Annotated in this window: 21 protein-coding genes; 12 read left to right on the forward strand and 9 right to left on the reverse strand. The window is 46.6% G+C overall.

The annotated features are described in order from the left end of the window. Positions 1-3: 3 nt before the first annotated feature. The 4 genes from HH301_RS16680 to HH301_RS16695 are packed head-to-tail and all read left to right on the forward strand — an operon-like array spanning position 4 to position 5,895. Complete coding sequence (locus HH301_RS16680) at positions 4-2,379, forward strand: aldehyde dehydrogenase family protein (RefSeq protein WP_169570180.1); 2,376 nt, start codon at positions 4-6, stop codon at positions 2,377-2,379. Positions 2,380-2,384: 5 nt separating this feature from the next. Next, entirely contained in the window at positions 2,385-3,722 is a 1,338-nt protein-coding gene (gene deoA, locus HH301_RS16685; RefSeq protein WP_169570181.1) for a thymidine phosphorylase, read from the forward strand. Continuing rightward, positions 3,719-4,924 (forward strand): phosphopentomutase, encoded by a 1,206-nt coding sequence (locus tag HH301_RS16690; protein ID WP_169570182.1) that lies wholly within the window; start codon positions 3,719-3,721, stop codon positions 4,922-4,924. Before deoA ends, HH301_RS16690 begins: the two co-directional genes overlap by 4 nt. A 5-nt stretch (positions 4,925-4,929) precedes the next feature. Then, complete coding sequence (locus HH301_RS16695; protein ID WP_169570183.1) at positions 4,930-5,895, forward strand: adenosine deaminase; 966 nt, start codon at positions 4,930-4,932, stop codon at positions 5,893-5,895. A gap of 12 nt (positions 5,896-5,907) precedes the next feature. Here the strand turns inward: HH301_RS16695 and HH301_RS16700 are convergent, their stop codons facing one another. After that, entirely contained in the window at positions 5,908-6,483 is a 576-nt protein-coding gene (locus HH301_RS16700; protein WP_169570184.1) for an OmpH family outer membrane protein, read from the reverse strand. Between the two features lie 110 nt (positions 6,484-6,593). Next, positions 6,594-7,151, reverse strand: coding sequence for an NAD(P)H nitroreductase (locus HH301_RS16705; protein WP_169570185.1), 558 nt, complete (start codon positions 7,149-7,151; stop codon positions 6,594-6,596). Positions 7,152-7,313: 162 nt separating this feature from the next. Here HH301_RS16705 and HH301_RS16710 point away from each other — a divergent pair, with 162 nt between their 5' ends. Then, positions 7,314-8,138, forward strand: a complete 825-nt coding sequence (locus tag HH301_RS16710; RefSeq protein ID WP_169570186.1) for a universal stress protein — start codon at positions 7,314-7,316, stop codon at positions 8,136-8,138. Positions 8,139-8,215: 77 nt separating this feature from the next. On the opposite strand, the gene HH301_RS16715 is transcribed toward HH301_RS16710, so the two are convergent. After that, complete coding sequence (locus HH301_RS16715; protein WP_169570187.1) at positions 8,216-8,782, reverse strand: pseudouridine synthase; 567 nt, start codon at positions 8,780-8,782, stop codon at positions 8,216-8,218. Between the two features lie 250 nt (positions 8,783-9,032). Between HH301_RS16715 and HH301_RS16720 the strand changes: the two genes are divergently transcribed. Then, complete coding sequence (locus HH301_RS16720; RefSeq protein WP_169570188.1) at positions 9,033-10,052, forward strand: DNA-binding response regulator; 1,020 nt, start codon at positions 9,033-9,035, stop codon at positions 10,050-10,052. 22 nt (positions 10,053-10,074) lie between these two features. Here HH301_RS16720 and HH301_RS16725 read toward each other — a convergent pair whose 3' ends face one another. Next, on the reverse strand, positions 10,075-12,183 hold the full coding sequence (locus tag HH301_RS16725) for an HD domain-containing phosphohydrolase (RefSeq protein ID WP_169570189.1): 2,109 nt from the start codon (positions 12,181-12,183) through the stop codon (positions 10,075-10,077). Positions 12,184-12,383: 200 nt separating this feature from the next. Here HH301_RS16725 and HH301_RS16730 point away from each other — a divergent pair, with 200 nt between their 5' ends. After that, positions 12,384-13,010: a transglutaminase-like cysteine peptidase gene (locus HH301_RS16730; protein ID WP_169570190.1), complete on the forward strand. Its 627-nt coding sequence runs from the start codon at positions 12,384-12,386 to the stop codon at positions 13,008-13,010. A 59-nt stretch (positions 13,011-13,069) separates the two neighbouring features. Here HH301_RS16730 and HH301_RS16735 read toward each other — a convergent pair whose 3' ends face one another. Beyond that, positions 13,070-14,410 carry a TolC family outer membrane protein gene (locus HH301_RS16735; RefSeq protein WP_169570191.1) on the reverse strand — a complete coding sequence of 447 codons (1,341 nt, stop codon included), beginning with the start codon at positions 14,408-14,410 and terminating at the stop codon, positions 13,070-13,072. A gap of 758 nt (positions 14,411-15,168) precedes the next feature. On the opposite strand from HH301_RS16735, the gene HH301_RS16740 reads away from it, so the two are divergent. From HH301_RS16740 to HH301_RS16755, 4 genes are read left to right on the forward strand one after another with little or no spacing between them, the layout of a single operon-like run. After that, positions 15,169-17,490: a type I secretion system permease/ATPase gene (locus tag HH301_RS16740; protein WP_206378396.1), complete on the forward strand. Its 2,322-nt coding sequence runs from the start codon at positions 15,169-15,171 to the stop codon at positions 17,488-17,490. Positions 17,491-17,526: 36 nt separating this feature from the next. After that, entirely contained in the window at positions 17,527-18,855 is a 1,329-nt protein-coding gene (locus HH301_RS16745; protein ID WP_169570192.1) for an HlyD family type I secretion periplasmic adaptor subunit, read from the forward strand. Then, positions 18,855-19,544 carry a transglutaminase-like cysteine peptidase gene (locus tag HH301_RS16750; RefSeq protein ID WP_169570193.1) on the forward strand — a complete coding sequence of 230 codons (690 nt, stop codon included), beginning with the start codon at positions 18,855-18,857 and terminating at the stop codon, positions 19,542-19,544. Before HH301_RS16745 ends, HH301_RS16750 begins: the two co-directional genes overlap by 1 nt. After that, entirely contained in the window at positions 19,541-21,613 is a 2,073-nt protein-coding gene (locus tag HH301_RS16755) for an HD domain-containing phosphohydrolase (RefSeq protein WP_169570194.1), read from the forward strand. The genes HH301_RS16750 and HH301_RS16755 overlap by 4 nt, the downstream gene beginning before the upstream one ends. Before the next feature lie 53 nt (positions 21,614-21,666). Here HH301_RS16755 and HH301_RS16760 read toward each other — a convergent pair whose 3' ends face one another. The 3 genes from HH301_RS16760 to HH301_RS16770 form a co-directional block, all read right to left on the reverse strand. Beyond that, positions 21,667-22,014: a hypothetical protein gene (locus HH301_RS16760; protein WP_169570195.1), complete on the reverse strand. Its 348-nt coding sequence runs from the start codon at positions 22,012-22,014 to the stop codon at positions 21,667-21,669. Positions 22,015-22,228: 214 nt separating this feature from the next. Next, entirely contained in the window at positions 22,229-23,029 is an 801-nt protein-coding gene (locus tag HH301_RS16765) for a trypsin-like serine peptidase (RefSeq protein WP_240969638.1), read from the reverse strand. Positions 23,030-23,032: 3 nt separating this feature from the next. Continuing rightward, the gene (locus HH301_RS16770) at positions 23,033-23,308 is read right to left on the reverse strand and encodes a hypothetical protein (RefSeq protein ID WP_169570197.1); all 276 of its coding nucleotides are present in this window, start codon (positions 23,306-23,308) and stop codon (positions 23,033-23,035) included. Positions 23,309-23,404: 96 nt separating this feature from the next. On the opposite strand from HH301_RS16770, the gene HH301_RS16775 reads away from it, so the two are divergent. Continuing rightward, positions 23,405-23,968, forward strand: a complete 564-nt coding sequence (locus HH301_RS16775) for a DUF924 family protein (RefSeq protein ID WP_169570198.1) — start codon at positions 23,405-23,407, stop codon at positions 23,966-23,968. Positions 23,969-23,977: 9 nt separating this feature from the next. On the opposite strand, the gene HH301_RS16780 is transcribed toward HH301_RS16775, so the two are convergent. Then, the gene (locus tag HH301_RS16780; RefSeq protein WP_169570199.1) at positions 23,978-24,688 is read right to left on the reverse strand and encodes a hypothetical protein; all 711 of its coding nucleotides are present in this window, start codon (positions 24,686-24,688) and stop codon (positions 23,978-23,980) included. Positions 24,689-24,696: the final 8 nt, after the last annotated feature.

A 24,696-nucleotide genomic window follows, 5' to 3' on the forward strand; every position in this document is an offset into this window, starting at 1 on the left:
GACATGAACGTTGATCGAATTTTTGAAACTATGGAATATGGCCCTGCTCCCGAAAACGATAAGGAAGCACTGAACTGGCTAAAAGCTAAAGACGCCAGATTTAGTCACTTTGTCGATGGTAAATGGGTAAAGCCTGCAAATGGCAAGTGGTTTACAACTGCTAATCCGGCTACTGGCAAAAAACTGGCCGAAATTGCGGCTGGGAGTGAAGAGGATGTGAACAAAGCCGTCAAGGCGGCGCGTAAAGCCCAGAAAAACTGGGCGGGGCTCTCAGGTCATCAGCGAGCCCGCCACCTTTATAGTTTGGCACGGGCCATTCAACGAAATGCCCGCCTTCTTGCTGTACTTGAGACATTGGATAACGGAAAGTCAGTTAGGGAAACCCGTGACATAGACATTCCCCTTGTCGCAAGACATTTCTACCATCACGCAGGATGGGCGCAACTTCAGGAAACCGAATTTGCTGGCATGGAACCGCTTGGTGTGATCGGGCAGATAATTCCTTGGAACTTTCCTCTCTTGATGCTGGCGTGGAAAATCGCACCTGCTATTGCTGCCGGGAATACAGTCGTCCTCAAACCAGCCGAATATACGTCTCTCACGGCTCTTTGCTTTGCCGAAATCTGCAAGGATGCTGGATTACCTGCAGGAGTAATCAACATCGTGACCGGCGATGGTCAAACTGGGGAACTATTCGTCAAACATCCAGATGTAAATAAAATTGCATTTACAGGCTCCACCGCTGTTGGCCGGAAAATTCGCGAAGCCACAGCAGGGAGTGAAAAATCCCTCACCTTAGAGCTTGGCGGAAAGTCTCCTTTTATTGTCTTTGAAGATGCAGATCTGGATAGTGCCGTCGAAGGTGTGGTTGATGCCATCTGGTTCAATCAGGGGCAGGTATGCTGTGCAGGCTCTCGGCTTCTGGTTCAAGAAGGCATTCATGATCGCTTTATAGAGAAACTCAAAGCGCGAATGGAAAAACTGCGACTTGGCGATCCGCTGGACAAATGCATTGATATGGGCGCAATTGTCTCTCCAGTCCAATTGGCCCGGATTGAAGAGCTGGTTACTCAAGGGCAATCAGAGGGTGCCGTCCTCTGGCAACCCAGTTGGGCAGCGCCAAAAGAAGGGTCTTTCTACCCCCCTAGCCTCTTCACTGACGTGGAGCCGGCATGTGTAATTGCCCAGGAGGAAATCTTTGGTCCTGTTGTTGTCGCCATGACCTTCAGAACACCTGACGAGGCGATCAAGATTGCCAATAATACACGATATGGCCTGGCCGCTTCGATTTGGAGCGAAAGTATCAATCTTGCATTGGATGTAGCGCCAAAACTGGATTGCGGTGTTGTGTGGATCAACAGCACCAATCAATTTGATGCTGCTTGTGGTTTTGGTGGTAACAGGGAATCTGGTTACGGTCGTGAAGGTGGCCGTGAAGGCATGCTGGAGGTTCTGAAACCCGCATTCCTGTCCGGCCTACCCAAACAGAAGGCAATCAAAGCATCAGCTAGCCAAAGTTCAGCTGGCTCAATACAAATAGACCGAACGCCAAAACTCTATATCGGTGGCAAGCAAGCTCGTCCGGACAGCGGTTACAGTCTGTCTGTATCCAACGCAAAAGGAGAGAAGATTGCTGAAGTTGGCCATGGCAATCGAAAAGATGTTCGCAACGCTGTAGAAGCTGCGCGAAAAAATACGGGTTGGACTTCAAACTCAGCCCATGGACGGGCGCAAGTTCTCTATTATCTGGCGGAGAACCTCGATATTCGGCGTGAAGAATTCTCATCGCGTTTAGTCAACCTAACGGGTGTTACCAAAAAACAAGCCGAAGCTGAGGTCGATGCTGCCATTAGCCGTCTCTTCACCTATGGCGCCTGGGCCGACAAATTTGAAGGACAAATCCACACACCGCCCATGCGAGGCGTTACCCTCGCCATGAAGGAGGCGTTGGGAACCATTGGCATTGTCTGCCCTGACGAAAACCCTTTACTGTCCATGATCTCTCTGGCAGCGCCTGCTCTGGCAATGGGGAACCGAATTGTTCTCATTGCTTCTGAAGCCTACCCACTGATTGCAACCGATTTATACCAGGTTCTGGAAACCTCAGATGTTCCTGGCGGTAGTTTTAATATTATCACCGGCTACCGGGATGAATTGGCCAAGACACTGGCAGATCATGATGATGTCAAAGCCGTTTGGTATTTTGGCCCTAAAGAAGGTTGTCAGATGGTTGAAGCAGCTTCCATTGGCAACATGAAGCGGACTTGGGTCAGCAATGGCAAAGCCCGAGATTGGTTTAATCGGGAGCAAGGTGAAGGCCGCGAATTCCTGCATCATGCGACGCAGATCAAAAATATCTGGATCCCTTACGGAGAATAAGCTCCATGTCTGAAGATTTTTTCCCTCAGGAAATCATCCGGAAAAAGCGGGATGGGCAGCCCTTAACCGAAGCTGAAATTCAGTTTATGGTCCGTGGGATTACAGATAACAGCATCAGTGAGGGCCAAATTGCGGCTTTTGCAATGGCAGTGTTTTTCCGCGATATGCCCATGCAGGAACGGATCTGGCTAACGAAGGCCATGGTTATGTCTGGCGATGTAATGGACTGGACAAAGGCTGACCTCGGGCGCCCGGTTGTGGATAAGCACTCCACCGGTGGCGTGGGGGACAAAGTCAGCCTGATGCTCGCCCCTATCGTAGCGGCTTGCGGCGGCGCTGTTCCTATGATTTCAGGACGAGGGCTTGGTCATACAGGGGGCACACTAGATAAACTGGACAGTGTGCCCGGATATAATACAGCCCCAGATCAAACCTTGCTTACCAAAGTTGTGAAAACTGTTGGCTGTGCGATCATTGGTCAAACATCAGATCTCGCGCCCGCAGATCGTCGCTTTTATGCGACGCGCGATGTGACTGCCACTGTCGAAAGTATTGCGCTGATCACTGCATCCATTCTGTCCAAAAAACTGGCGGCTGGCCTTGATGCCCTAGTCATGGATGTCAAATATGGCTCCGGTGCATTCAAAACAGAGTATGAAGACGCTGAAGAACTGGCAAAGAGTATTGTCTCCGTTGCAAATGGCGCAGGAATGCCAACCACGGCCCTACTGACAGACATGAACCAGGTTCTGGGAACGACGGCAGGCAACGCAATTGAGGTGCGTGAAACAATTGATTTTCTGATGGGTAATCATCAGGATCCACGATTGCTGGAGGTCGTAACAGCCCTGTGCTCCGAAATGCTTATCATTACAGGGATTGCCGATGAGACTACAGCTCCTCTTGCTGTGCATGGTGCATTGAAAAGTGGCAGTGCCGCAGAAAGATTTGCACAAATGATCGCGGCTCTTGGTGGCCCAAAAGATTTGATGACTAACCCGGACAAACATCTCCCTCTTGCCCCAATCAAAAAGGATGTCATAGCCCCCAAACGAGGCTTCATCAGCGCAATGGATACACGCGCCATGGGCGTTGCTGTAATGGACCTTGGCGGTGGCCGACACAAGGCCACTGACGCCATTGATTACAGCGTTGGACTTACCAATATCAAAGGCATTGGCGACAAAACAGGGCCGCGAGCACCGGTCGCAACCATCATTGCAAGAAGCCAAGATGCTGCAGACAGAGCGGAGAAAAGAATATTATCTGCCATAACTCTCTCCGATGAAGCCCCTGCAAAGCGTCCTGTGGTCAAACGCAAACTAACGCTGGAGGATCTATGAGTCGCGCGATTTTGATCGTTTTGGACAGCTTTGGTCTAGGAGCAGCAAGGGATGCCAAGACCTTTGGTGACGAGGGTGCTGATACTTTTGGCCATATCATTGAAGCCGCCGACAATGGAAAAGCTGACAATGAGGAACGTCAAGGCCCTCTAAATCTTCCAAATCTGGAGCGGCTTGGTTTATTTGCTGCACATCAGATGAAAAAGAACGGAAAGGCTTTGGAAAATAATGTCCAAGGTCTTTATGGATATGCTCAAGAAAAAAGTAAGGGAAAAGACACCCCATCCGGACATTGGGAAATGGCTGGTTTTCCGGTGATGTTTGATTGGGGCTATTTTCCCAAAACCGTTCCTTGTTTCCCTACAGAATTAACCGATGCCTTAATACAGAAATGCAACCTGCCTGGTATCCTTGGAAATTGTCACGCCTCTGGCACTGAAATCATAGAGCGCCTAGGTGATGAGCATGTGAAAACCGGCAAACCGATTTTCTATACTTCCGCTGACAGTGTTCTTCAAATTGCAGCACACGAGGAAAGTTTTGGCCTGCAGCGCCTTTATGATCTTTGTAACGAAGCCCGAAAACTTGTTGATGATCTTGAAATCGGCAGGGTCATCGCCAGACCCTTTACAGGTACATCAGGGCACTATGAACGGACCGCGAACCGCAAAGATCTGGCTGTTCCTCCTGCAGAGCCCACCCTTCTGGACCGCTTAACAGAAACTGGGCATGAAGTCATATCTGTTGGAAAAATTGGCGATATATTTGCCCATCGGGGAACCGGTGAGATTGTAAAGGCCTCGGGTAACATGGCGCTTGTTGATGCGACGCTTGAGGCGATGGACCGAGCGAAAGATGGAGCCTTGATTTTCACAAATCTTGTGGACTTTGATCAGTCCTTTGGCCACCGACGCAATGTTGCCGGTTATGCGCAAGCGCTTGAGGAATTTGATGCCCGCCTGCCTAAAATTGAAAACCGTATGCAGCCAGATGACCTTTTAATCCTATCTGCTGATCATGGATGCGATCCAACATGGCCGGGCTCAGATCACACTCGTGAAGTCGTTCCTGTCATAGCCTACTCGAAATCAATGCCTGCTCGAAACCTTGGCGAAAGAGATACTTTTGCAGATATCGGGCAATCCATAGCCATGCATTTGGGTTTATCACCCCTTAAACATGGCACGAGTTTTCTGGAATAACCACTATGGTCAAAAAAGCTGAACTTCATTTACATCTTGAAGGATCTGCCACTCCAGCATTGGTCCGGGAACTGGCCAATCGGAACGGAGCGGAACTAGACCCCTCCACCTTCGCGTCAGACGGTGAGTATAAATGGAAGGATTTTTGGGATTTTCTGAACTGCTACGATAAGGCGGCAGCGGCCATTCGGTCAGCCGAGGACTATCGCCTCGTAACTTATGATTATTTAAAGCGGTGTGCGACTGAAGACGTAATATATGTCGAGACATTCTCTTCACCAGATCATGCCGCAACCGCTGGCATGAGTTATCAGCATCACCTAGACGGAATTATTGCCGGTATTGATGAAGCAAGACGTGATTTCGGTATCGAGTGCCGAATAATTGTCACTTGTGTTCGTCATCTTGGTCCTGAAAAAGCTCTCTCTGTTGCTGAACAAGTGCTTCAGAACCCGCACCCATACGTCGTTGGATTTGGAATGGGCGGTGATGAAGCAAAGTATCACCCTGCAGACTTTAAGCCCGCTTTTGATCTGATCGATCAGGCGGGTATCGCCACCACCAATCATGCAGGAGAATTTGGGGGACCGGAAAGCATCCGCGCAACTTTGGATCACTTGCCTGTCAAGCGGATTGGTCACGGTGTTCGCTCAATCGAGGACCCGGATTTGGTTAAAGAGCTAGCAGAGCGCCAGATCCCGCTTGAGGTTTGCCCTGGGAGCAATATATCAACCGGTCTTTATGTTGATTACCAATCACATCCCGTCAATCAATTGAAGGAAGCTGGATGTCTGATCACCCTCAGTTCAGACGATCCACCTTTTTTTGCTACCTCTGTTGGGCGTGAATATGATCGAACCGCAGCAGCTTTTAATTGGACAGAGGAAGACCTCAAACAAATCACCAGAAATGCAATCCAAAGTGCCTTTTGTGACGAGGAGTTGAAAGAAAAACTCCTCACTCAGATATAAGCGGCCAATGATTTAGTTTTGTTTCACAGGCTCGGTCGAGATTTCAATTTTCGCCGCGTTGAACTCAGTCAGCACACTGTCTGTGATATCAATGCTGTCTTTGAAAAAGATCACATTAGCTTTGTCAAAGCCGATGTTCATCCCTTTTTTTGAAGCGACATCAACCGCAATTTTCACAATCAAAGATTTCAACTGCCCCCGAACGTTCTGAAGGGTCTCGTTAAGTTTACCGTTAGTCACCTGCATTTCACGTTGCAACTGACGCTGCTCCTGCTGAAGGGCGGCTGCTTTTTGCTGAAACACTTCAGGCGCCAAAATTGCCTGCTGACGCTTTAACTCCTCTGCTTTCTCTTTGAGAGAATTATTGCGTTGTTCAATTTGATCCCGAACTGACTGGATTTGCTGCTTCATTTTGTCTTCTGCCTCTTTCCAGGCATTGGAAGACACGAGGACTTTATTTACATCAACGACTGCTGCTTTTGCGACAGGGATTTGTTCTTGGGCGCTAGCTGGCGTTGTTCCATAAGAAGCCATAGCAAGCCCAAGGGATAACATCAAACCCATGGCTATTTTTTTAAAGTCAGTCACAAAAAACTCCAGTCTCTATTTCTTGGGATGTAATCATTATTTTCGGGAACGACAATATCAAATGCCCCGCATACTTAGCAATAGCTACCCAAAGCTAGCCTGAATTTATCTTATTTTCCCCAGACTTTGAGGAAGTCAGAAACTTCAAGCTCTGGTACAGGAGGCACAGCAGACGCTGTTCCAAGATACAAAAACCCCACTATTTGATCATCGCCGGAAGCACCCAGCCTCTCCCGCACATACGGGTCGAAACAAGGATCTCCTGTTCGCCAAATACCCGCTAGACCCATTGCGTGAGCCGCCAAAAGAATATTTTGTGCAGCAGAACCTGCAGATAATACCTGCTCTATCACGGGAACTTTCGGATGCTCGCTCACTTTAGCCACGACTGCGATGATCATTGGAGCCCGATGAGGTCGGCTTTTTGCTTTTTCAAGAGCAGCTTCCGAGGTTTCCGGATCCTTTCTCGCCAGAGCATCAGAAAAAATCTGACCTAAATCATCAAGCCCTTTACCTTCAAACACAATAAATTGCCACGGTCTTAAGGCCGCATGATCTGGCGCACGGACCGCAGCCCTTAATAATATCTCAAGCTGCTGCTGATCAGGACCAGGCTCAGAAAGACGTGGAGTTGATTTCCGACTAAGCAGCGCTTCAAGAGCTTCCATAATATTTCCCTTCTGGATAGATCCAGCCTTGAACAATCCGATTTTCATTTTATCGTGTGAATTGCATAAAAAATAATAACCCAATTGCTTGAGATCAATTCAAAACGGGAATTGACCTATTACAGTGGTCACATTGGATCGGAAAATAAGAGGAGTGGAACAATGACAATCAAATCTATCCTACTACATTTGACAAATACGGACGCTTTGGAAAAATCAGTGTCTGTGGCCTTAGGTCTCGCGACTGAAAATGGGGCTTCAATCAAGGCAGTCTATTCTGTTCTTCCAGCAACCCCTCCCACCTCGTTTATGGGCTATATCCCACCTGAATTGATCGAGCAAACCCGAGCGGTCGAAACAAAGGCAGCGGAAGAGGCTGTTGCAAAGGTCAAGGATGCAGCTGCGAAAGTTGACGTGCCTCTTGAGACTGTTATCGAAGAGGGGTATGCCCTCGATATTATCAACAAGCATGCTCTGGCTGTAGATCTTGTTGTGATCGGTCAGGTCGATTCAGATGATGAAAAGGCATCTCAGTACCAGTATCTTGCTGATGAGCTTGTGGTCACCTGTCCGCAACCTGTTCTCACCGTGCCTTATGCTGGCAATTTTTCAACCTTTGGCAAGCACGTGTTAGTCGGATGGAATAATACGCGGGAAGCTGCAAAGGCTGTGCATTATGCCCTTCCGTTTTTACAGAAAGCAGAAAAGGTTACCCTGCTAAGCGTTAATCCGGACAGGGATGAGACAAATGAAAACGCTTCTATCATTGCTCATCTAAAACGCCATGGTGTTGATGCGACAATGAAGGTGGGGCACTGGAAAGACATTGGTGTTGGGAACGCCTTGCTCGACACACTTGTTGATCTAAATGCCGATATGCTTGTAATGGGAGCTTATGGTCACAGCCGTATCCGGGAAATGATCCTGGGTGGCGCGACACAAGAAATTCTTAACCATATGACAGCACCAATCATGTTTGCTCATTAAGTTGAGCTGACGAACAGAATATTGGGATTAAGGTCCCAATTGCAAAAGAGGGTATCCGCCAAACTCCACTCCATCCATCACCTTGGCAGGATATCCTCTTTTCGCACCTCTAGATAAGCCCCTTCTGCAAGATTTGACAACTCCAATAATCCTATTTTTTTTCGGATCAACCTTAGAGTTGGATGCCCAACGGCTGCTGTCATCCGACGGACCTGCCGATTTTTTCCTTCCCTCAAGGTCAATTCAATCCATGTTGTCGGCACAGTTTTTCTAAATCTAACAGGAGGATCTCTCTCCGGAACTTCAGGTTGCGGGTCCAGTATACTGGCATCGCAGGATTTCGTTCGATACCCTTTTATATCAACACCAGACCGAAGAATCTGCAGTGTGCCCTCGGATGGCTCACCTTCCACCTGAACCCAATAAGTCCGTGGATGCCTAAATTTTGGATCCAACAAGCGCTTTATAAACTTTCCATCATTACTGAGCAGAAGTAGTCCCTCGCTATCCCTATCCAAGCGACCAACTGGATAGACTTCGGGCGGTAAATTAAAGCCTTTTAATCCCGGATGTCCCCCTTCACTGGTGAACTGACTCAACACACCATAGGGCTTATTAAAGGCAATATACTGATGATGCTTCACAACCTTGTTTCAACCTCACGGTTTATATGGCCTATTGGTCACAACCGATAACTTTTTAAAGACTCAGCGTTAAAAAGAAACGATTTTGTTACTATTCATCCAGTAGCTTCGGATATAGCTGAAAAGACAGCGCTTAATGGGAGGATACAATAATGACAGGCTCGTCTTACTGAGACGACTTGCCGTTTCGATCACCCCTCCATCAGAATGAGCAAAACTGTTATAGAGGATTTTGGAGCTTTAACGCCAGATGAACGATGCACCGACCTGTAAAATTCTTTTCATTGGAAGAAAAGAAGGTGATGCGCAGCAGTTGAGCTGGCTAATTTCAAATGTGACAAAGCCAGTACTTGAGTTGATGCATATCCCGGAGGCAGATGCAGTTCTAAACCAACGCAGTATTGCCGGTGCTGATGTCCTGCTCCTGGACGCCGACAGCACAGGGGACGCTGATTTCGAAACGTTGAAAGCGCTTCGCTCTGTTTTTCCTGAAGTCCCCGTTGTCCTTTTGACAGACGATGAAGAGAACATTGGTAAATTTGCAATCCGAAACGGTGCCCAAGATTACTTGATCCGTAATCAACTAACGGCAAACGGTCTTGCCCGAAATTTGGTTAGTGCAATTGAACGGCAAAAAGGTCAAGGGCGCACCCCCGATACCACTCCCCTTCTTGAATCTGCGACTGCAGTATTGAACAGATTACCACTTGGGGTCATTCTAGTAACAGCGGCCTCCAGAGTACTTTTCATGAACGGTAAAGCGAAAGCCTTTCTTGACCGTCAGGATGGTCTATTGCTGGATAACAATCGCGTCTGCCGCGCCAGCAACAGTAAAGAAAATAAACAACTCACTGAACTTCTTGGTAATGCTTTGTCGGCTGTTGGTGAAAACGCTGAAGGTGAATTTGCCATGTCAGTTTCAAGAGAAGAGAGTGATACCGCCCTCACAGTCATGGTCGCCCCAATCGGTACAGGCGTTGCCGGAAAAGGAGCTGTTCTCTTTATCTCCGATCCTAGTGAGGCGGTAGAGCTCTCAATTGATACCATCTGCAGGCTATATGCTCTGACACCCGCGGAAGGTCGGCTTGCGCTTGGCCTCACGAATGGAAATAAGCTTGATGATCTTGCTGAAGAATGGGGTGTCAGCATGCACACCGTTCGATCTCAACTTCGGCAAATATTCCGGAAAACGGACACAAGCCGCCAGAGTGAGTTAGTAAAGCTTATCCTCACAGGCCCCGCAGCACTTCAGGCAGGACCTGTCATCTAGTTTAAATCGCACTCAATCAGGATTAATTTGCTTCCGGTGGGTTGGAATAATGTGCCCAGCGGTCACGCCCCCCACGATTATCAAGATAATTGATTAATGCACTAATGGGCCGCCGATCATAGCGCTTATCGGCATCTTCCATCAGAATTCCTACCGCCTTGCTAAAATCAAATGCATCACGATATGCACGGGGGCTAACCATTCCGACAAACGCGTTTGCAACCATAATAATTCGAGCAGCCTCATTAATTGCCGTTTCTTTCAAGCCGCGCGGTTTACCTGTACCGTCCCAATGCTCCTGCAACTGACGAAGTGTCTCTGCGACAGGAAGGTTAAATTTCACCTCTTCCAAGAGATCGGCGCTCGCAAAAAGACTATCGCGGACAATTTCCATTTCTTCTGTAGTCAGATTTCCGGCCTTGGTCAGAATTTCTGTAGGCACAAGAATTTTACCCAGATTCATGAGATTTCCTGCGATATCCACGGTTCGAATGACACGTTCCGTGCTTCCCAGTTCTTCGGCTATAGCAACACCAACCTCTGCCACGCGTGAGGACTGATTAGCCGAATAGGGATCTCGACGGTCCAAAAAGGCTACTAATGTCGTTACCAGGTTCCGAAGAACAGCTTCTCGTTGCTCTCTTTCCGTGACAACGTCAGTAATATCCTGAAAAACAGCAAGAAAACTATTAACCTGATCCTTATTCGCTCCGAGCGGAATAATGTCAGATTTCCAGATATGATCCTCCTCGCCTTGGGGGACCTCTATGAGTTCACTGGTATTCTGGTTATTTTCTCCGGCCTGGTGCAATAGCTTCTGTATCTGTTCCGCCACAACTGGAGGATAGACAGTCGTTATTCGCCGTCCGACAACAGCGTCCTTAGGCATCTCAACAGCGTCTGCAGCAACCTTATTTGCAAAAGTAAACCGGTTTTTATCACTAAAAACAGCGATACCTGTGGGCTGGCTATCTGTAACCACATTCAAAAAATTAGACTGTTCCTGAAGACTATCGGCTGTCTTCTTGTATTTTTCCGCAAGCTCAGCCGCCCTTATTGAGGTTCCATGTCTCCAGACCGCCACAACCGTTCCAGTCACACCAAGAATTAGCAACAGAAAAACGCCGAGCATCGTATTCAGACGGTCCTGAGATTCTGAAAGTGCCTCAAATGTCGTGATACTTCTGACTAAGAACCAAGGCGCCCCTGTTACAGCTCGGCCGGTCACCAGAACTTCATCAGCAAGATAATTTTGCTTTCGTCCAAACGCGCCGGGGTTCTCAATGACAAAGGAAGCCGCGCGGCTCTCATCGGTCGTCAACCTACGTTTAAGTGGACCGGTTCCATCAGCAAGAGGAGAAATATACTCTGTTAAATTTCCATTCTTGCGGACCAAGTAGGTTTCACTCGTTTGATGAGTTTCTCCCGGTTGATAAAGTCTCGGGAACAAAGATTTTGCTACAGTTCGAACACCAACAATGAACCCAATGATATTTTCTGCGTCACCATCTTGCTGAATTGCGTAAACCGGATGAACAAAGCCCATAATTGGCTCACCATCGAGCCCTTCATATAAGTCGATAACAGCAGAAACACCACTATCAGCCTGTGCCATTGCGGCCCGTATTTCTGGTGTCATAGGCGGCATATTTCCGCTGGAAACAAGAAGCTTCCCTGTCGCATCCATCAGGGCAATTCCCGCCCTGCCTGGCCTTGCAACATTCGCCCTAATTTCAGGTTCTGGGGCTTCCCAGAAACCGCTAATGACGGCATGGTTATTTAGCAAGTTCGTAAGATAACCAGCCTCGGGCACTTCCTCAATTCGGGTTCCGTTGTCCTCTGTATCAATGACCAGCTGTGTTAGGTAAACTTGCAAACTCTCGTTCTCGGCTAGCGAAATAATAGCCTCCTTTTGCTTTGCCAGCCATTCCTCAACGCTCGCTAACCGGCTATCGGCGACTATTCCCAAACGGATTTCCCAGTTCTGAAGATCCCGTTCCCTCTGCTGATTTACAAAGGTAATCGTTCCCCAAATACCTCCAATCACGACAACCAAAAGCAGAAAAATCGCGAAACCAATGACTTTATGGGTTCGTTTTGTCGTGCTGATTTCTTCTTTGATATCCGACATATCTGCTTCCTGTCTCGTTGACGCCCGTCGTCAAAAATTTATTTATTGTAACGAGTTAGCTTTTAACTCACAATAATTTCATAATTTTTTGAATAGAGAGTTAATGGTTATTTACCTTTTTAAGTGACCATTGCTAAAAGATACCTGGTTTTAGTTCGGCTTTTGATGAGAATAGCATTTGACCCTAACTTGTAACTGCTATGAAAACATTACTTAGAACATCTCTTGTTTTGGGGTGCCTCATTTCCTCGCCGACTGCCGCTTTTTCCGAAAGCCCAGATATTTTCGGCTTCAAAGCCTATACACACACAGACCTAAAACCCTTCCCTAAGTGGCGCAAAGTACTCAATACTTATAAAAACGAACCTGGCCCATGTGGAAATGGGCAATTAAATGCCTGCGCTTATGACAAATGGAAAGAGCTGATCGACCAACTGAAAGATGAGCCAAAAAAGTATCAACTTACCAAAGTAAATTCATATCTCAATCTATACCGATATGTTCTTGACCCCATTAACTGGGGAATCAAAGACTATTGGGAAATCCCCAAAGAGTTCTTCGCCAAGTTTGGTGACTGTGAAGATTATGCGATTGTAAAATACTTTACGCTTCGGGCTCTGGGGTGGGATGCAGATGACATGAAGATTGTAGTTCTTCAGGACATGAATTTGCGCATCGCTCACGCCATCTTAACTGTCAAGTTCGAAGAAAAGAAAATGGTTTTGGACAACCAAATCGGGCTTGTGATCGATGCCAAAAGAATTCGGCATTATCGGCCAATCTACGCCCTGAATGAAAACGGCTGGTGGCGATATAAGCCTTCTTAATAGTTCCAAACAAAAAACCCGCCGAATGGCGGGTTTTTTTAACTCATTGAACTGAGCGATTAGTCGTTGCTTGGAAGAGCTTCCTCTGGCAACACTACTCCAAGTGTGCTGTTCAAGCGTCCCATTGTCGCAAGCAAACGGTACTTAGAGAACAAGACTGCATATTCAACAGTAGCTAAAGCTGTCCGTGAGTTAAAAAGCTCATTATCAGCATCCAGCATGTCCAGAAGATCCCGCTGACCAATCTGAAACTCTTGACGATATGTTGAAGCGACTTGTCCATTTGCTACAACCTGATCACCGAGAGCGGCTGCACGCGCTTTAGAACGGGCTAGAATACTCCAACTCTGACGAATTTCTTCTTCAACCAACCGTTCAAAACGAGCCTGACGCTGTTTACTTTCCGCACTTCTTTCGACAGCTTCCTGCTGGCGACCGATATCAATGCCACCTCTGTAAAGGTTATATCTAAGACGCAGCATGGCGGTAAAATCATCATTGTGGCCCTTAACGCCATCAATGTCGTGATCAGCGCTTGCATCAAGCTCAAGCGCAACAGTTGGGTAGAAGTTTGCTTCCGCAGCACGAATTTCCGCATCAGCTGTCTTCACGTCTGCTTTTGCAAAGCGAATGTCTGGATTGCTCTCCAAGCCAATCGATACGATATCTTCCAGGTTTTCAGGAAGAACGCCGTCATTAAATTCAGGCTGCGTCATATCGTTTGGAGATTCACCAACCAACCGACGATACGCGATTTCTGAATTATCCAGCTGACGAAGTGTTTCTGCAAGGGTGGCTTCAGCTGCGGCAACACGCGCATCAGTTTGTTGCACATCACCAACGCCACTTTGCCCCGCATCGACCCGATCAGTAATTTCAGCAAGAGTCCGTTTGTGGATTTCCAGATTCTCTTGAGCGAGACTGACAATCTCCCGATTTCTTAACACATCGAGATATGCTTGAACGGCATCCAAACCAATTGCTTCAGCCCGCTCACGAACCCTATAAGCTGCACCGTCAACTCGGCTCGACTGACGATCAACTTCTGAAGAGCGTGCGCCGCCATCGAAAAGAGTTTGGGAAACAGATAGGCTGCTTTCGGTCCGGGTCAGCCACTGGTCATCAATTGTAACCGTATCTGTCCACTCTTTACCCCCACCTAACGCCAAATCAACGGAAGGATAATAAAGGCCGTGAGCTTGTTCCAGTTCCTGATCAATTGCCCGGCGGTTCGCTGCTGCTTCACCTATTTCAGGGTAACTGTTGACTGTAATTTGGACTGCATCCTTCAAAGATGCAGCAAGTACTGGAGAAACAACACTGGTACTGGCGAGAATGGCTGCCATCACACTTGTTGTTAAAACTTTTCGAGCACTCATAGAGCTCAAAATGGAATTCATGCCCCTCTCCCAATCAAATTGGACTTTCCAAGACTGTACCCTGCTACAAACAAGTCTTTTATCAAAAACACAAGCATGTCACCTGACTCCCTTTAAAAAAGCGTAAAGAAAGCTTCGCGCACGGTATATTTATTGTCGGGATAGTATCGTATGTAATCAAATATAGGCAACAGTGACCTTACCCCCTTAAGATTAAATCTCGTGACAAGCGATTTTGTGTTTTTTTTGCAACGATTTAATCAAACCAATTATTCCAAAAAGCGTAGCAACTAGCTGAGATTCAAGTAATAAAGCTCATCACCTGTTTTAAAATCTATTGGATTCGGCCAAATCGGTTGAGTATTTACGGTAGTAGACGAGTAACCAAATATAATGTGATCATAAATATCTGATTTTCTTAGCTTGTCAGGTTCTTTGGGTCGTAAATTTGATCGTAGGCGTCACATTGATCCCAGAGAAGGCCCTCAAACATATTAACCATAATTTGGAATTCCCGCTTGCTCACATCTAATATTTTGTCAGAATTCATTTTGTTAACATGTTTTTCACTAAAATCGCTTTCTATATAGCTGTCGAATGCAACCATGAGTGTATATCATTCAAACGGAAGCGACGTGAATTGTAGAGGGGGAATTCCTGAACTCTTGGGTCTACATTGGCCTTTTGAAATCAGGATCTAATAAACGGACAGAATATTCAATTGGGTAGTATTCTTCTAGAGACCTCAATTGAACTTATGTCGGGATATGGAACATAGAATGACAGATAAGCGCACGATGGCGGGAGGGGTTTCTGACGAACCGAGCGCTATCGATCTATCAACAACGGAAAGATTGCGATCAATCTCAGAAGGTCCGAAGCCTTCTCTGGACAAAGAGAATACTGATAAGGCTCAAGCATCTTCCGCGGATAATGACGAGGATGATTGGGATATCCGCTTATCTGATATCAAACGAACTGATAGCGATCCTTTGCTCGGATGTCTTGTTGCACTCACCAAACTCTTTGAAGATCCTCGCACAGAAGATGCACTTGTTTACGGGCTGCCGCTTGAAGATAACCGCCTAACGCCAAATCTGTTCGTCCGAGCCGCGGAACGCGTTCGGATAAGCGCCCGGATTACAAACAGAAAACTGGAAAAAATACCCTCAGTTGTTTTGCCTAGCGTCCTGTTGCTTAAAGATCGCAAAGCTTGCGTCCTTCTTAAAAAAACAGATACCGAAGCGGAAGTAATTTTCCCGGAAACAGGGGAAGGGCATCAGTCAATCCCTTTGAAAGATTTGGAAAATTTGTATGCCGGTTATGCCATTTTTGTCCGGCCAAACTTCCAGTTCCGCATTGAGAGGGATGAAAAGCTTTATCAGCGCAAAGGGTCCTGGTTCTGGGGAACCATGTGGCAGTTTTGGCCAACCTACTCTCAAGTCATCCTGGCAGCGTTCTTGATCAACAGTTTTGCCATCGCAAGTCCCCTTTTCATCATGAATGTTTACGATCGGGTAGTGCCTAACAAAGCACTTGAGACACTCTCTGTCTTGGCATTCGGTGTAATCACCGTAATCTGCTTCGATCTACTGTTAAAAACGCTAAGGGCTTATTTTGTCGACAATGCGGGTAAGCGGGCAGATGTGCTTTTATCCAGTCGTATCTTTGAACAAGTCCTCAACATTCAGGTCAAGGCGAGGCCGCAATCCGCTGGTGCATTTGCAAACCACTTGCGAGAATTTGAAACCCTGAGGGATTTCTTCACCTCTGCAACAGTTACCGCCTTGGTCGACCTACCGTTTCTTGGGGTATTTCTTTTCATAATCTACCTGATCGGGGGCCCAATAGCCATCGTTCCGGCAATAGCCGTTCCTGTTGTCATTCTAATCGGCTTGCTACTGCAATGGCCAATGCGTCGTTCTGTTGCCAAAAATACAGAAGAAAGTTCTCAAAAACACGGTGTCATCATTGAAACCATTTCGGCCCTGGACACGGTGAAAAGTCTTGGTGTCGAAGGGCATATGCAAAAAGAGTGGGAACGGTTCGTTGGCCAGACAGCTAAAACCAGCGTTGTTTCCCGCTTTTTTGCGACACTTGGTATTAATCTGTCCGCTGCGGCTATGCAGTTAGTCACCGTATTCGTGGTCGTTTACGGTGTTTATCTGATGTCACAACCAGATAGCACGATTACAATTGGTGCCCTTATCGCCTCCACGATTTTGACAGGTCGGACAATGGCACCACTTGGTCAAATTGCGGCATTGCTGACCAGACTGAACCAAGCGATGGTTGCCCTTAAAGGCCTCAACCAAATCATGGCTTTACCTGTTGAAAGAGCGGCCGAAAAACGACAACTCAGCCGCCCGAACATCCATGGTGAAATCGAATTTAAAGACGTGACCTTCAAGTACCCTGGAACAGAACTTCCAGCACTATCCAACGTCTCTTTCAAAATCCGACCTGGTGAAAAAGTTGCGATCATTGGCCCCGTTGGATCTGGAAAAACAACTATTTCCCGCCTGCTGATCAACCTTTATGAACCTGACGAGGGGGCAGTTCTAATCGACGGGACAGATATACGGCAAATCGATCCGTCTGACATCCGACGTTCGGTGGGAAGCGTTATGCAGGATGTAACTCTATTCCAGGGAACTGTTCGCCAGAATATTACCATGGGTCATCCTCAGGCTGACGATGAAATGATTTTGAAAGCCGCCAAAATGGCTGGAGTGCATGATTTTATTTCTCGGCACCCGCACGGCTATGATCTGAAGGTCGGGGAAAAAGGCGCAACCTTGTCTGGGGGCCAAAGACAGTCAATGGGTATTGCCCGTGCGTTGTTACCCAATCCTCCAATTCTCATGTTTGATGAACCTACGAGTTCCATGGACCTAAACTCCGAACGCCAGTTCATCTCCAGGCTCAAGAAATTTGCGGAAAATAAAACTCTGGTTCTTGTAACACACAGAACCTCCCTCTTCTCAGTCGTTGATCGAATTATCGTTCTTGGACATGGCAAGGTTGTCGCTGATGGGCCAAGAGATGAAATCCTAAAAGTAGGGCAACGCTCAAACAAGAAGTCTGGCAAAGCATCATGAGTGCAATTGTGACTGTGACAGGAAGAGATCAAAAGAATGGCTAATCAAACTGAATGGAATGATACCGATTTTGCCTCGGATGTGGTCGCTGCAAAAATGCAAGGCCCGAACCCAAAGTCCATGCTGCTATTGTTTGGTGTAATTGCCTTCTTCGTGGCAGCTTATATTTGGGCGGACAATGCCATTCTTGATGAAGTCACACGTGGCGACGGAAAGGTTATCCCCTCATCTCAGGTTCAAATTATCCAAAATCTCGAAGGGGGTATCCTGAAGGAGTTGCTCGTTCGGGAGGGAGAAATTGTCGAAAAGGGACAAATTCTGCTCAGAATTGATGATACAGGCTTCGCCGCGCGATTTGGTGAAATTGAGGCGAAATACCTTAACCTAATGGGTAAGATCGCCCGCCTAAAAGCTGAGGCCGAAGGCAAGGGTATCGAATTTCCGCCCGAATTGTTAGCGGAAGGCCAGCAAATCTCGATCCGTGAACAAAATCTTTTCAATGCGCGCCAAGCGGAATTACAATCTCAGATTACTATTCTTCGCCAGCAGGCCCAGCAGCGCAAACAGGAAATCACCGAGATCGAGGGTCGCTTGACCCAGCTTAGATCCAGTATCGCGCTCGTTAATGAAGAGCTATCGATTACAGAGCCTCTTGCAGCCAAAGGAATTGTTCCCAAAGTCCAGCTTCTGAAGCTTAAACGGGAAGCAAACGAGCTCAAAGGACAGATTTCAGCCTCCAACCTCGCGTTACCCAGAGCGAGAGGTGCTTTGCAGGAAGCCAATCAACGCATCGAAGAAAAAATCCTGAATTTTAGAAGTCTGGCTTCTCAAGAGTTAAGTATCGCCAGAGCTGAGTTTGAGTCTGTCCGTCAAACTATCCTGGCAGCACGTGATCGGGTTACCAGGACGGATGTTCGTTCACCGTTAAAAGGGGAAGTCAAGGAACTGAAGATTCAAACAATCGGTGGCGTTGTTAAACCCGGTCAGGATATTGTGGAAATTGTTCCGATTGAAGATAACTTGTTGGTTGAAGCAAAAATTCGCCCATCCGATATCGCCTTCCTTCGCCCCGGACAAAAGGCGACAGTTAAGATTACGGCTTATGATTTTTCTATCTACGGCGGTCTTCCGGCAACCGTTGAACGGATCAGTGCAGATACGACTGTAGATGAACAAACGGGTCAGACATTCTATAAAATTATCGTGCGCACTCAGGAAGCCTCATTGAAGAGAGGGGATGAGATTTTCCCCATTAAACCAGGCATGATTGCAACAGTCGACACTTTGACTGGTCATAAGTCTGTCTTGGATTACATCCTGAAACCGATCCTTAAAACCAAGAATAATGCGCTTAGGGAGAGATGATGAAGGTTATCAGACTCCTCTTACTGAGCAGCATCATTTGCTCTTTTGCCTTTTCAGGTAGCAACAGCAATGCCCAAGACGCTGATGGCTTGTTTGGTACATTAGAAATTGCGTCTAGCGATCTTCAAGCCCTGCCTCAGTGGCGCAGAGCTTTAGCAAGCTTTTCCGACCTGAAGAAAGCGGCGAAAGCGTGTGACGAAGATATTTTGAAATGCAACTCCCAGCAGATGACACTTTGGCGGACAAAAATTCAGGAACTGGAGCACAGTCCTAAAAGCATTATCATGCGGCAAATCAATCAGTTTGTGAATAAATGGCAGCATAACAGTGATTGGGCAACTTATCGCCATCAAGACTACTGGGCTTCTCCCCTTGAGTTTCTAACTGTTGGAGGGGATTCAGAAGATTTCGCGATCATGAAATATGTGAGCCTGAAAGAATTGGGATTTTCTTCTGAGCAAATGCGGATCGTTGTAACCCGTGATGTCCTGCGCGGTGTAACGCATACTATTCTGAGTGTTCAATTGAACAACAAATCATATGTTCTCGACTCTCAAACCGACACTGTTTTTCAGGAAAAATTTATCAAGTACTACGTACCTCTCTATTCCTTGAATGAGACAACCCGTTGGGCCCATATCCCAAGTCAATATATCGCAGCCAGTAACGCAGCGAGGATCGATCAATGACAGAAGCTACCGCGCATTTCGAACTGGAACGGTTTCTTGAAGAAAAAGCCCCGCAGGAAAAATCAAACAGTGGGGTGAACAAGCCCATTTCAATTGCATTGGGATCTATCCTTTTACTGTTAATTGCCTGTGCCTGGATTTCTTATGTCATCATTCAAGATAAGAAAACTGAGATCTTGAACAGTTTGGAAACTCGCCAGCAAATCGCTCTCAATGGTAAGGCTGACGTCTTCAGAACATGGATTGAACAATCTGCGCAGCAGGCCAATACACTGGTTGGGAACCCACTCATCAAGCTATTTGCTTCGGAAATTCATGCACTGAAGGGGCAGGAACTTTCCCCAGCTCTGTCGGCTCAACTCCCTTTCATGCAAAACGCGATTAACCAGTTTGTGCGGGAAAACAATCTAATTGCGGCCTATATGATCGGATCTGATGGACGTGCTTACCTTGCTTCTAGTAACTCCCCTAGTCTTAGCAGGGAGCAAAGAGAGCTTGCGCAAAAACAATATTCGGCTTCTGAATATTCCACATCTCCTCTTCATTTAATCGACGGAGAGGTAGCCATCGATTTTGTTATTCCAGTCTTAGCAGCTCAACCACTGACTGAAAACACGAACGAGCCGATCGGCGCTTTTCTCATGACACTCTCAGCCGCAAATCCGCTGGCAGGAATTCTATCCAGAACTCCAGTGTCCATGTCAGGGGAAAGAACGCTTATCTTTCAAAAGGGTGAGGCCGGATATAACGAAGTCACACCAAACCGTCCGCCTTTTCTAAAAACTGAAGAGACCTTTTCTTTAAATGAGGACCTCACCTCATTTACCGAGCGTGAACTCGACAGAATGCAGGGGTATAGTTACACGGTCAGCCGGACGATTGAAAACACACATATATTGCTTTTACAGGCAGTCCCATCTGATGTCGCTCTCCAACCTTTAAAAACATACAGCTATGTTGTCCTTGGCTTAGCGGTGAGCGTATTTGTGGTCGTCTGCAGTATCGGCAGTGGGATCTGGTTCAGCTTGAGAACCCAAAATGCCAAAAACCTCGCCGATCAATATAAAGATCTGGCCCAGCGGATAAATGCGCAAAGACGCCTTCTTGGGAATATCAACAGCACTGTACAAGATCTGATCAGTCTCAAGGGCCCTGATGGAACGTATGTATATGCGAACCCTGCTCTCGCCAGATTTGTCGACTTTCCAGAGACCAGTATACCTGGAAAAACAGATCGTGACCTTTTTGGTGATAAGATTGCCCGGAAATTCTCAGAGATGGACAATCAAGTGGCTGAGACCGGAGAAACAGTCAATGAGATCCTGGAGCTGGAGCTTCAGAAAAAATCGAAGATTGTCCGCGTTGAAAAATCTCAATTGGTGGATGATGACGGCACATTCCTTGGTATCGTCACCGTGAGTGGCGACATTACTGACTTCATCACATTCCAAAGACTCAAAGATGAGTTGGGTCAAAAAACCATTTCTATTCTTGTTCGCATGCTTGAGGCGAATGACCCGCATCTTGCTGGGCATTCAAACCACATGAGCGTTTTGACAAGCAATGTAGCAGATATCCTCTCGCTCACTCGCGAACAGAAAGAAAACCTTCATGCAGGTGCTAACCTCTCGCAGATTGGGAAAATTTCTATCCCGGCCGAAATTCGAACAAAAGAAGGCAGGCTATCAGAATCTGAAAAGCAGATTATGCAGGGCCACGTAACGAAAGCAGAGGCTCTGCTGCGAGAGATGGAAATTGATGAAGCTGTCATAACGGCAATATGCCAGATGTACGAACGCCAAGACGGATCTGGATATCCCCTCAATTTGGAAGGGCAACAAATCGATTTGCTTGCTCGAATCCTTGGTATGGCAGACATCTTGGTCGCCCGTGTGTCGCCCAGAAGCTACAGAAGCGCCATCAGCGTAGAAGAGGCGATGGAAGTCTTTCGAACAAATCCTGACAAGTATGATGAAAAAATTGTCGAGGCCTTTGATCAATTTCTCGGGACAAAAGCCGGAGAAGCTTTTGAAGAGTCTTTGAAACAGGCTGCCGCAGATATGCAATAAAAAAGCTCCCGATCAACAATCGGGAGCCAAAATCTATTCATTAATATTGATCTCTAGGATTCATCCGAGACAATTCTGTCTTCTATAGGATCTACAAGATTGCTACCGATCTCATCAAGTCCAGTGGTGGTTATTGCATCGCTCGGGATAACCAGAGTATTCCCATTATCGGAATCCTCAATATAACTCATCGCATCCACACCATCTTCGGCAGCAATATTTAAGGCATCGAATAAAGCATCCAGGTCAACAAGCTCCTCCTGATCCTCGATCAAGAGACCAGATACGGCGGCTGAAGTATTTGCCGGATTGTTTACGCTGTGATCAGAATTATCTGCTTCCTGCAGAACCTCTTCCACATTGGCATCATCAACGGATTCATATTTTTCCGAATTTGCCATCACCTTTACACCTTTCCCTCGAGCATCTTACCTAGATGTCAAAGGACTTCTCATTAGAGTTCACTATGTTGTTTAACATAGCTTTCACATTTGAACGTTTCATCCCTCATATGAGGTATTGAATACAGTTTTCTATGATTTTTAGTAAAATTTTACCCAAAAATTAGGAACTCGCTTACCAGGTTTGGCTGAAATAGCGCCTTGGATAAAAAAATCAGTTCGCAGAAGCTGACGTCACGAATCGAATAAATTGCTGACTGGAGACCGCAAGCCCCAGAGAGTTACCGTTTTTAAAGGGGACTGTTGCTGAGTGGATAGCCACAATACCCACCTGTTCCTCTTGATATTGCAGTATGGGAGAACCTGAGTCGCCTTGCGTCGCATCACAATTGTGAACGAAAACAGGATCAGAATTTTGAGAAGGTTTTTGTTTAGATGTAATCTGACAATTCTTATGGACTGTCAGAACGTGCGCATAGTCGCGACTATAGCCTGCTTGATAAACAACTGCCGGCCGCTTGGATTTCAGCTTTGATGTAACTGAATTTTCGTTCCAGATTGGCACTGGGCGAAACTGGGGGTCAAGATCCTGATCCAAAGTCAAAATCGCCCAATCTTCAGATCTTGGAAAGTCAGTAAACGCTTTCGTGGGTGGAGATCCATATCGAGTTACGTAAGAAACACCTTTAGCATGCGCCGCATAATTTCCCTTCTCATATCCTACGACGAAATGAAAAAATCGGGCCAAAGACCAGCGTCTAGTCCGGGTGTTCCAAAAACAATGAGCAGCCGTCAGAACTTGATTGGAGCTAATTAATATCGCAGTACAAAAACCGCCATCCTTATTCAAACGCCCAATCGAACTCCAAGGGTACTCTTGGATATTAACTCGCCCTCGATCATCTGCTCCCTTGATCCCTCGCGGAAAAACTTGTCGCTCCGCAGTAGAGTTTCCAACAAGAAAAAAACAAACACACAAGAGAGTGAAAAAGATCTTGAGAGCAGTCTGTTTCATTTCCTAACGACAAGCCATTCGAAGTGCCATATCCCGCACAACGGAAAAGCAAATATCGCCCTCTTGGGCAGAATATCTCCACAAGGTCATGGCGCCCGTTTCAGAAGTCTCATCAGCTGGCCCAAGTGCTGTTGCAATTTTTTCAGCACTTTTCAGTCCTTGAACCTTCTCAAGAATTTCTTTTTGGGAAGGATCGAAACAACCTCCCAGGACAAGCGACGATGCAACAGCCATTAAACCGGCTTCTTTCGCTCCTAATTTTATCTTCTGCAGTTTCATTTGGTCTCTTTGCCTTCGTGAACTGAACTGGACGGGAAGCATTTTAATCCAATATGATTGAGAGGAGATTAACCCATAGAGAGAAATCCAGCGCCTATGACCTCATATCAAGAAATTCTCGATTTTTGGTTTCTTCCTGAAAATCATCCCGATCATGGAAGGGAACGAGCGGAGTGGTTTCAAAAAAACGAAGAATTTGATCGCCAAATAAAGGATCAGTTTCAGGATGTATATGAGAAAGCCAAACAGGGTTATCTTCTAAGTTGGACTGATCACAAAGCCGGAACACTCGCTCTCATCATTCTATTCGATCAGTTCACGCGAAATATGTTTAGAGGAGACAAACAGGCATTCGAAAGTGATGGCAAGGCTCGAGAGCTTGCCCGCCATATGATTTCAAGCGGTTTTTATGAAAAGCTCTCCAAGACAGAACAGTGTTTCGCGGCACTTCCCTTTGAGCATAGTGAGGACATTGAAGACCAGATTTATTCGGTCTCCTTGTTCGAAGCAATAGGAGATCCCGTCAAACTTGATTATGCAATTCGGCACAAAGATATTATTGAAAAGTTTGGGCGCTTTCCTCACAGGAATGAAGCACTTGGGCGGAAAAATACGCCTGAAGAAGAAGAATACTTGGCTCAGCCTGGAGCCGGGTTCTAAAAAATCAGGCTAATTTTCCTTATCCGACAAACTAAACACATCCACGACATCCATATGATAGTACAGGCATTGCTCCCTTAAGAACAGCAAGTGATCTGTGTAATTGGATGCAGATTGAAACAAACATAAAATATCAGCATCGGACATCAGTTGGATTGAACGAACCATCGTCGCCACCCGACGCTTAATTGCTCTTGCTGATTGGTCTTTATTCTCCGAAAGAAGCCCAACAAATCCATCAGCCATGGAAAAAAGAATTTCAGCCGGATATAAAATTACGGCGCTTCTGGTAAATTTATTTGCATGGCGTCGAACAAACCTGTCCTCAAAATCAAGCCGTCGCTCCAAATACCGCTTCAGGGTACTGCGCCGCTCCAATTTCAAGGACAACGGCATGAGCGCGACTAGGGCAACAAAGTTTGGTGCGTAAGCAATGAGTTGATCCGCATTGAATAGCCGGGCCATAAAATTAAGATCAGACATCCAGGAGCGATAGGTTTGATAACTATATCCCCTAATACTGTCTTCAACCGTCTCTATGACCCCAAGACGAAGCGCAGTTTCTTTTTCAAACCTGTGGGCACGAAACTCCCGCGCAGGTACATTCTCCATTATTTGAATATTGCTCCATAGGGTTTTCAAGCTGAGGCCCTCTGGCCAGTCGGAAAGCTCTCTGGGCTCAAATAATTGAGCAAAAGCGCTATCAATAGGACATGACATTCAAATGC

The organism is Sneathiella limimaris (genome assembly GCF_012932565.1).
In the GTDB taxonomy this organism is placed as follows: domain Bacteria; phylum Pseudomonadota; class Alphaproteobacteria; order Sneathiellales; family Sneathiellaceae; genus Sneathiella; species Sneathiella limimaris.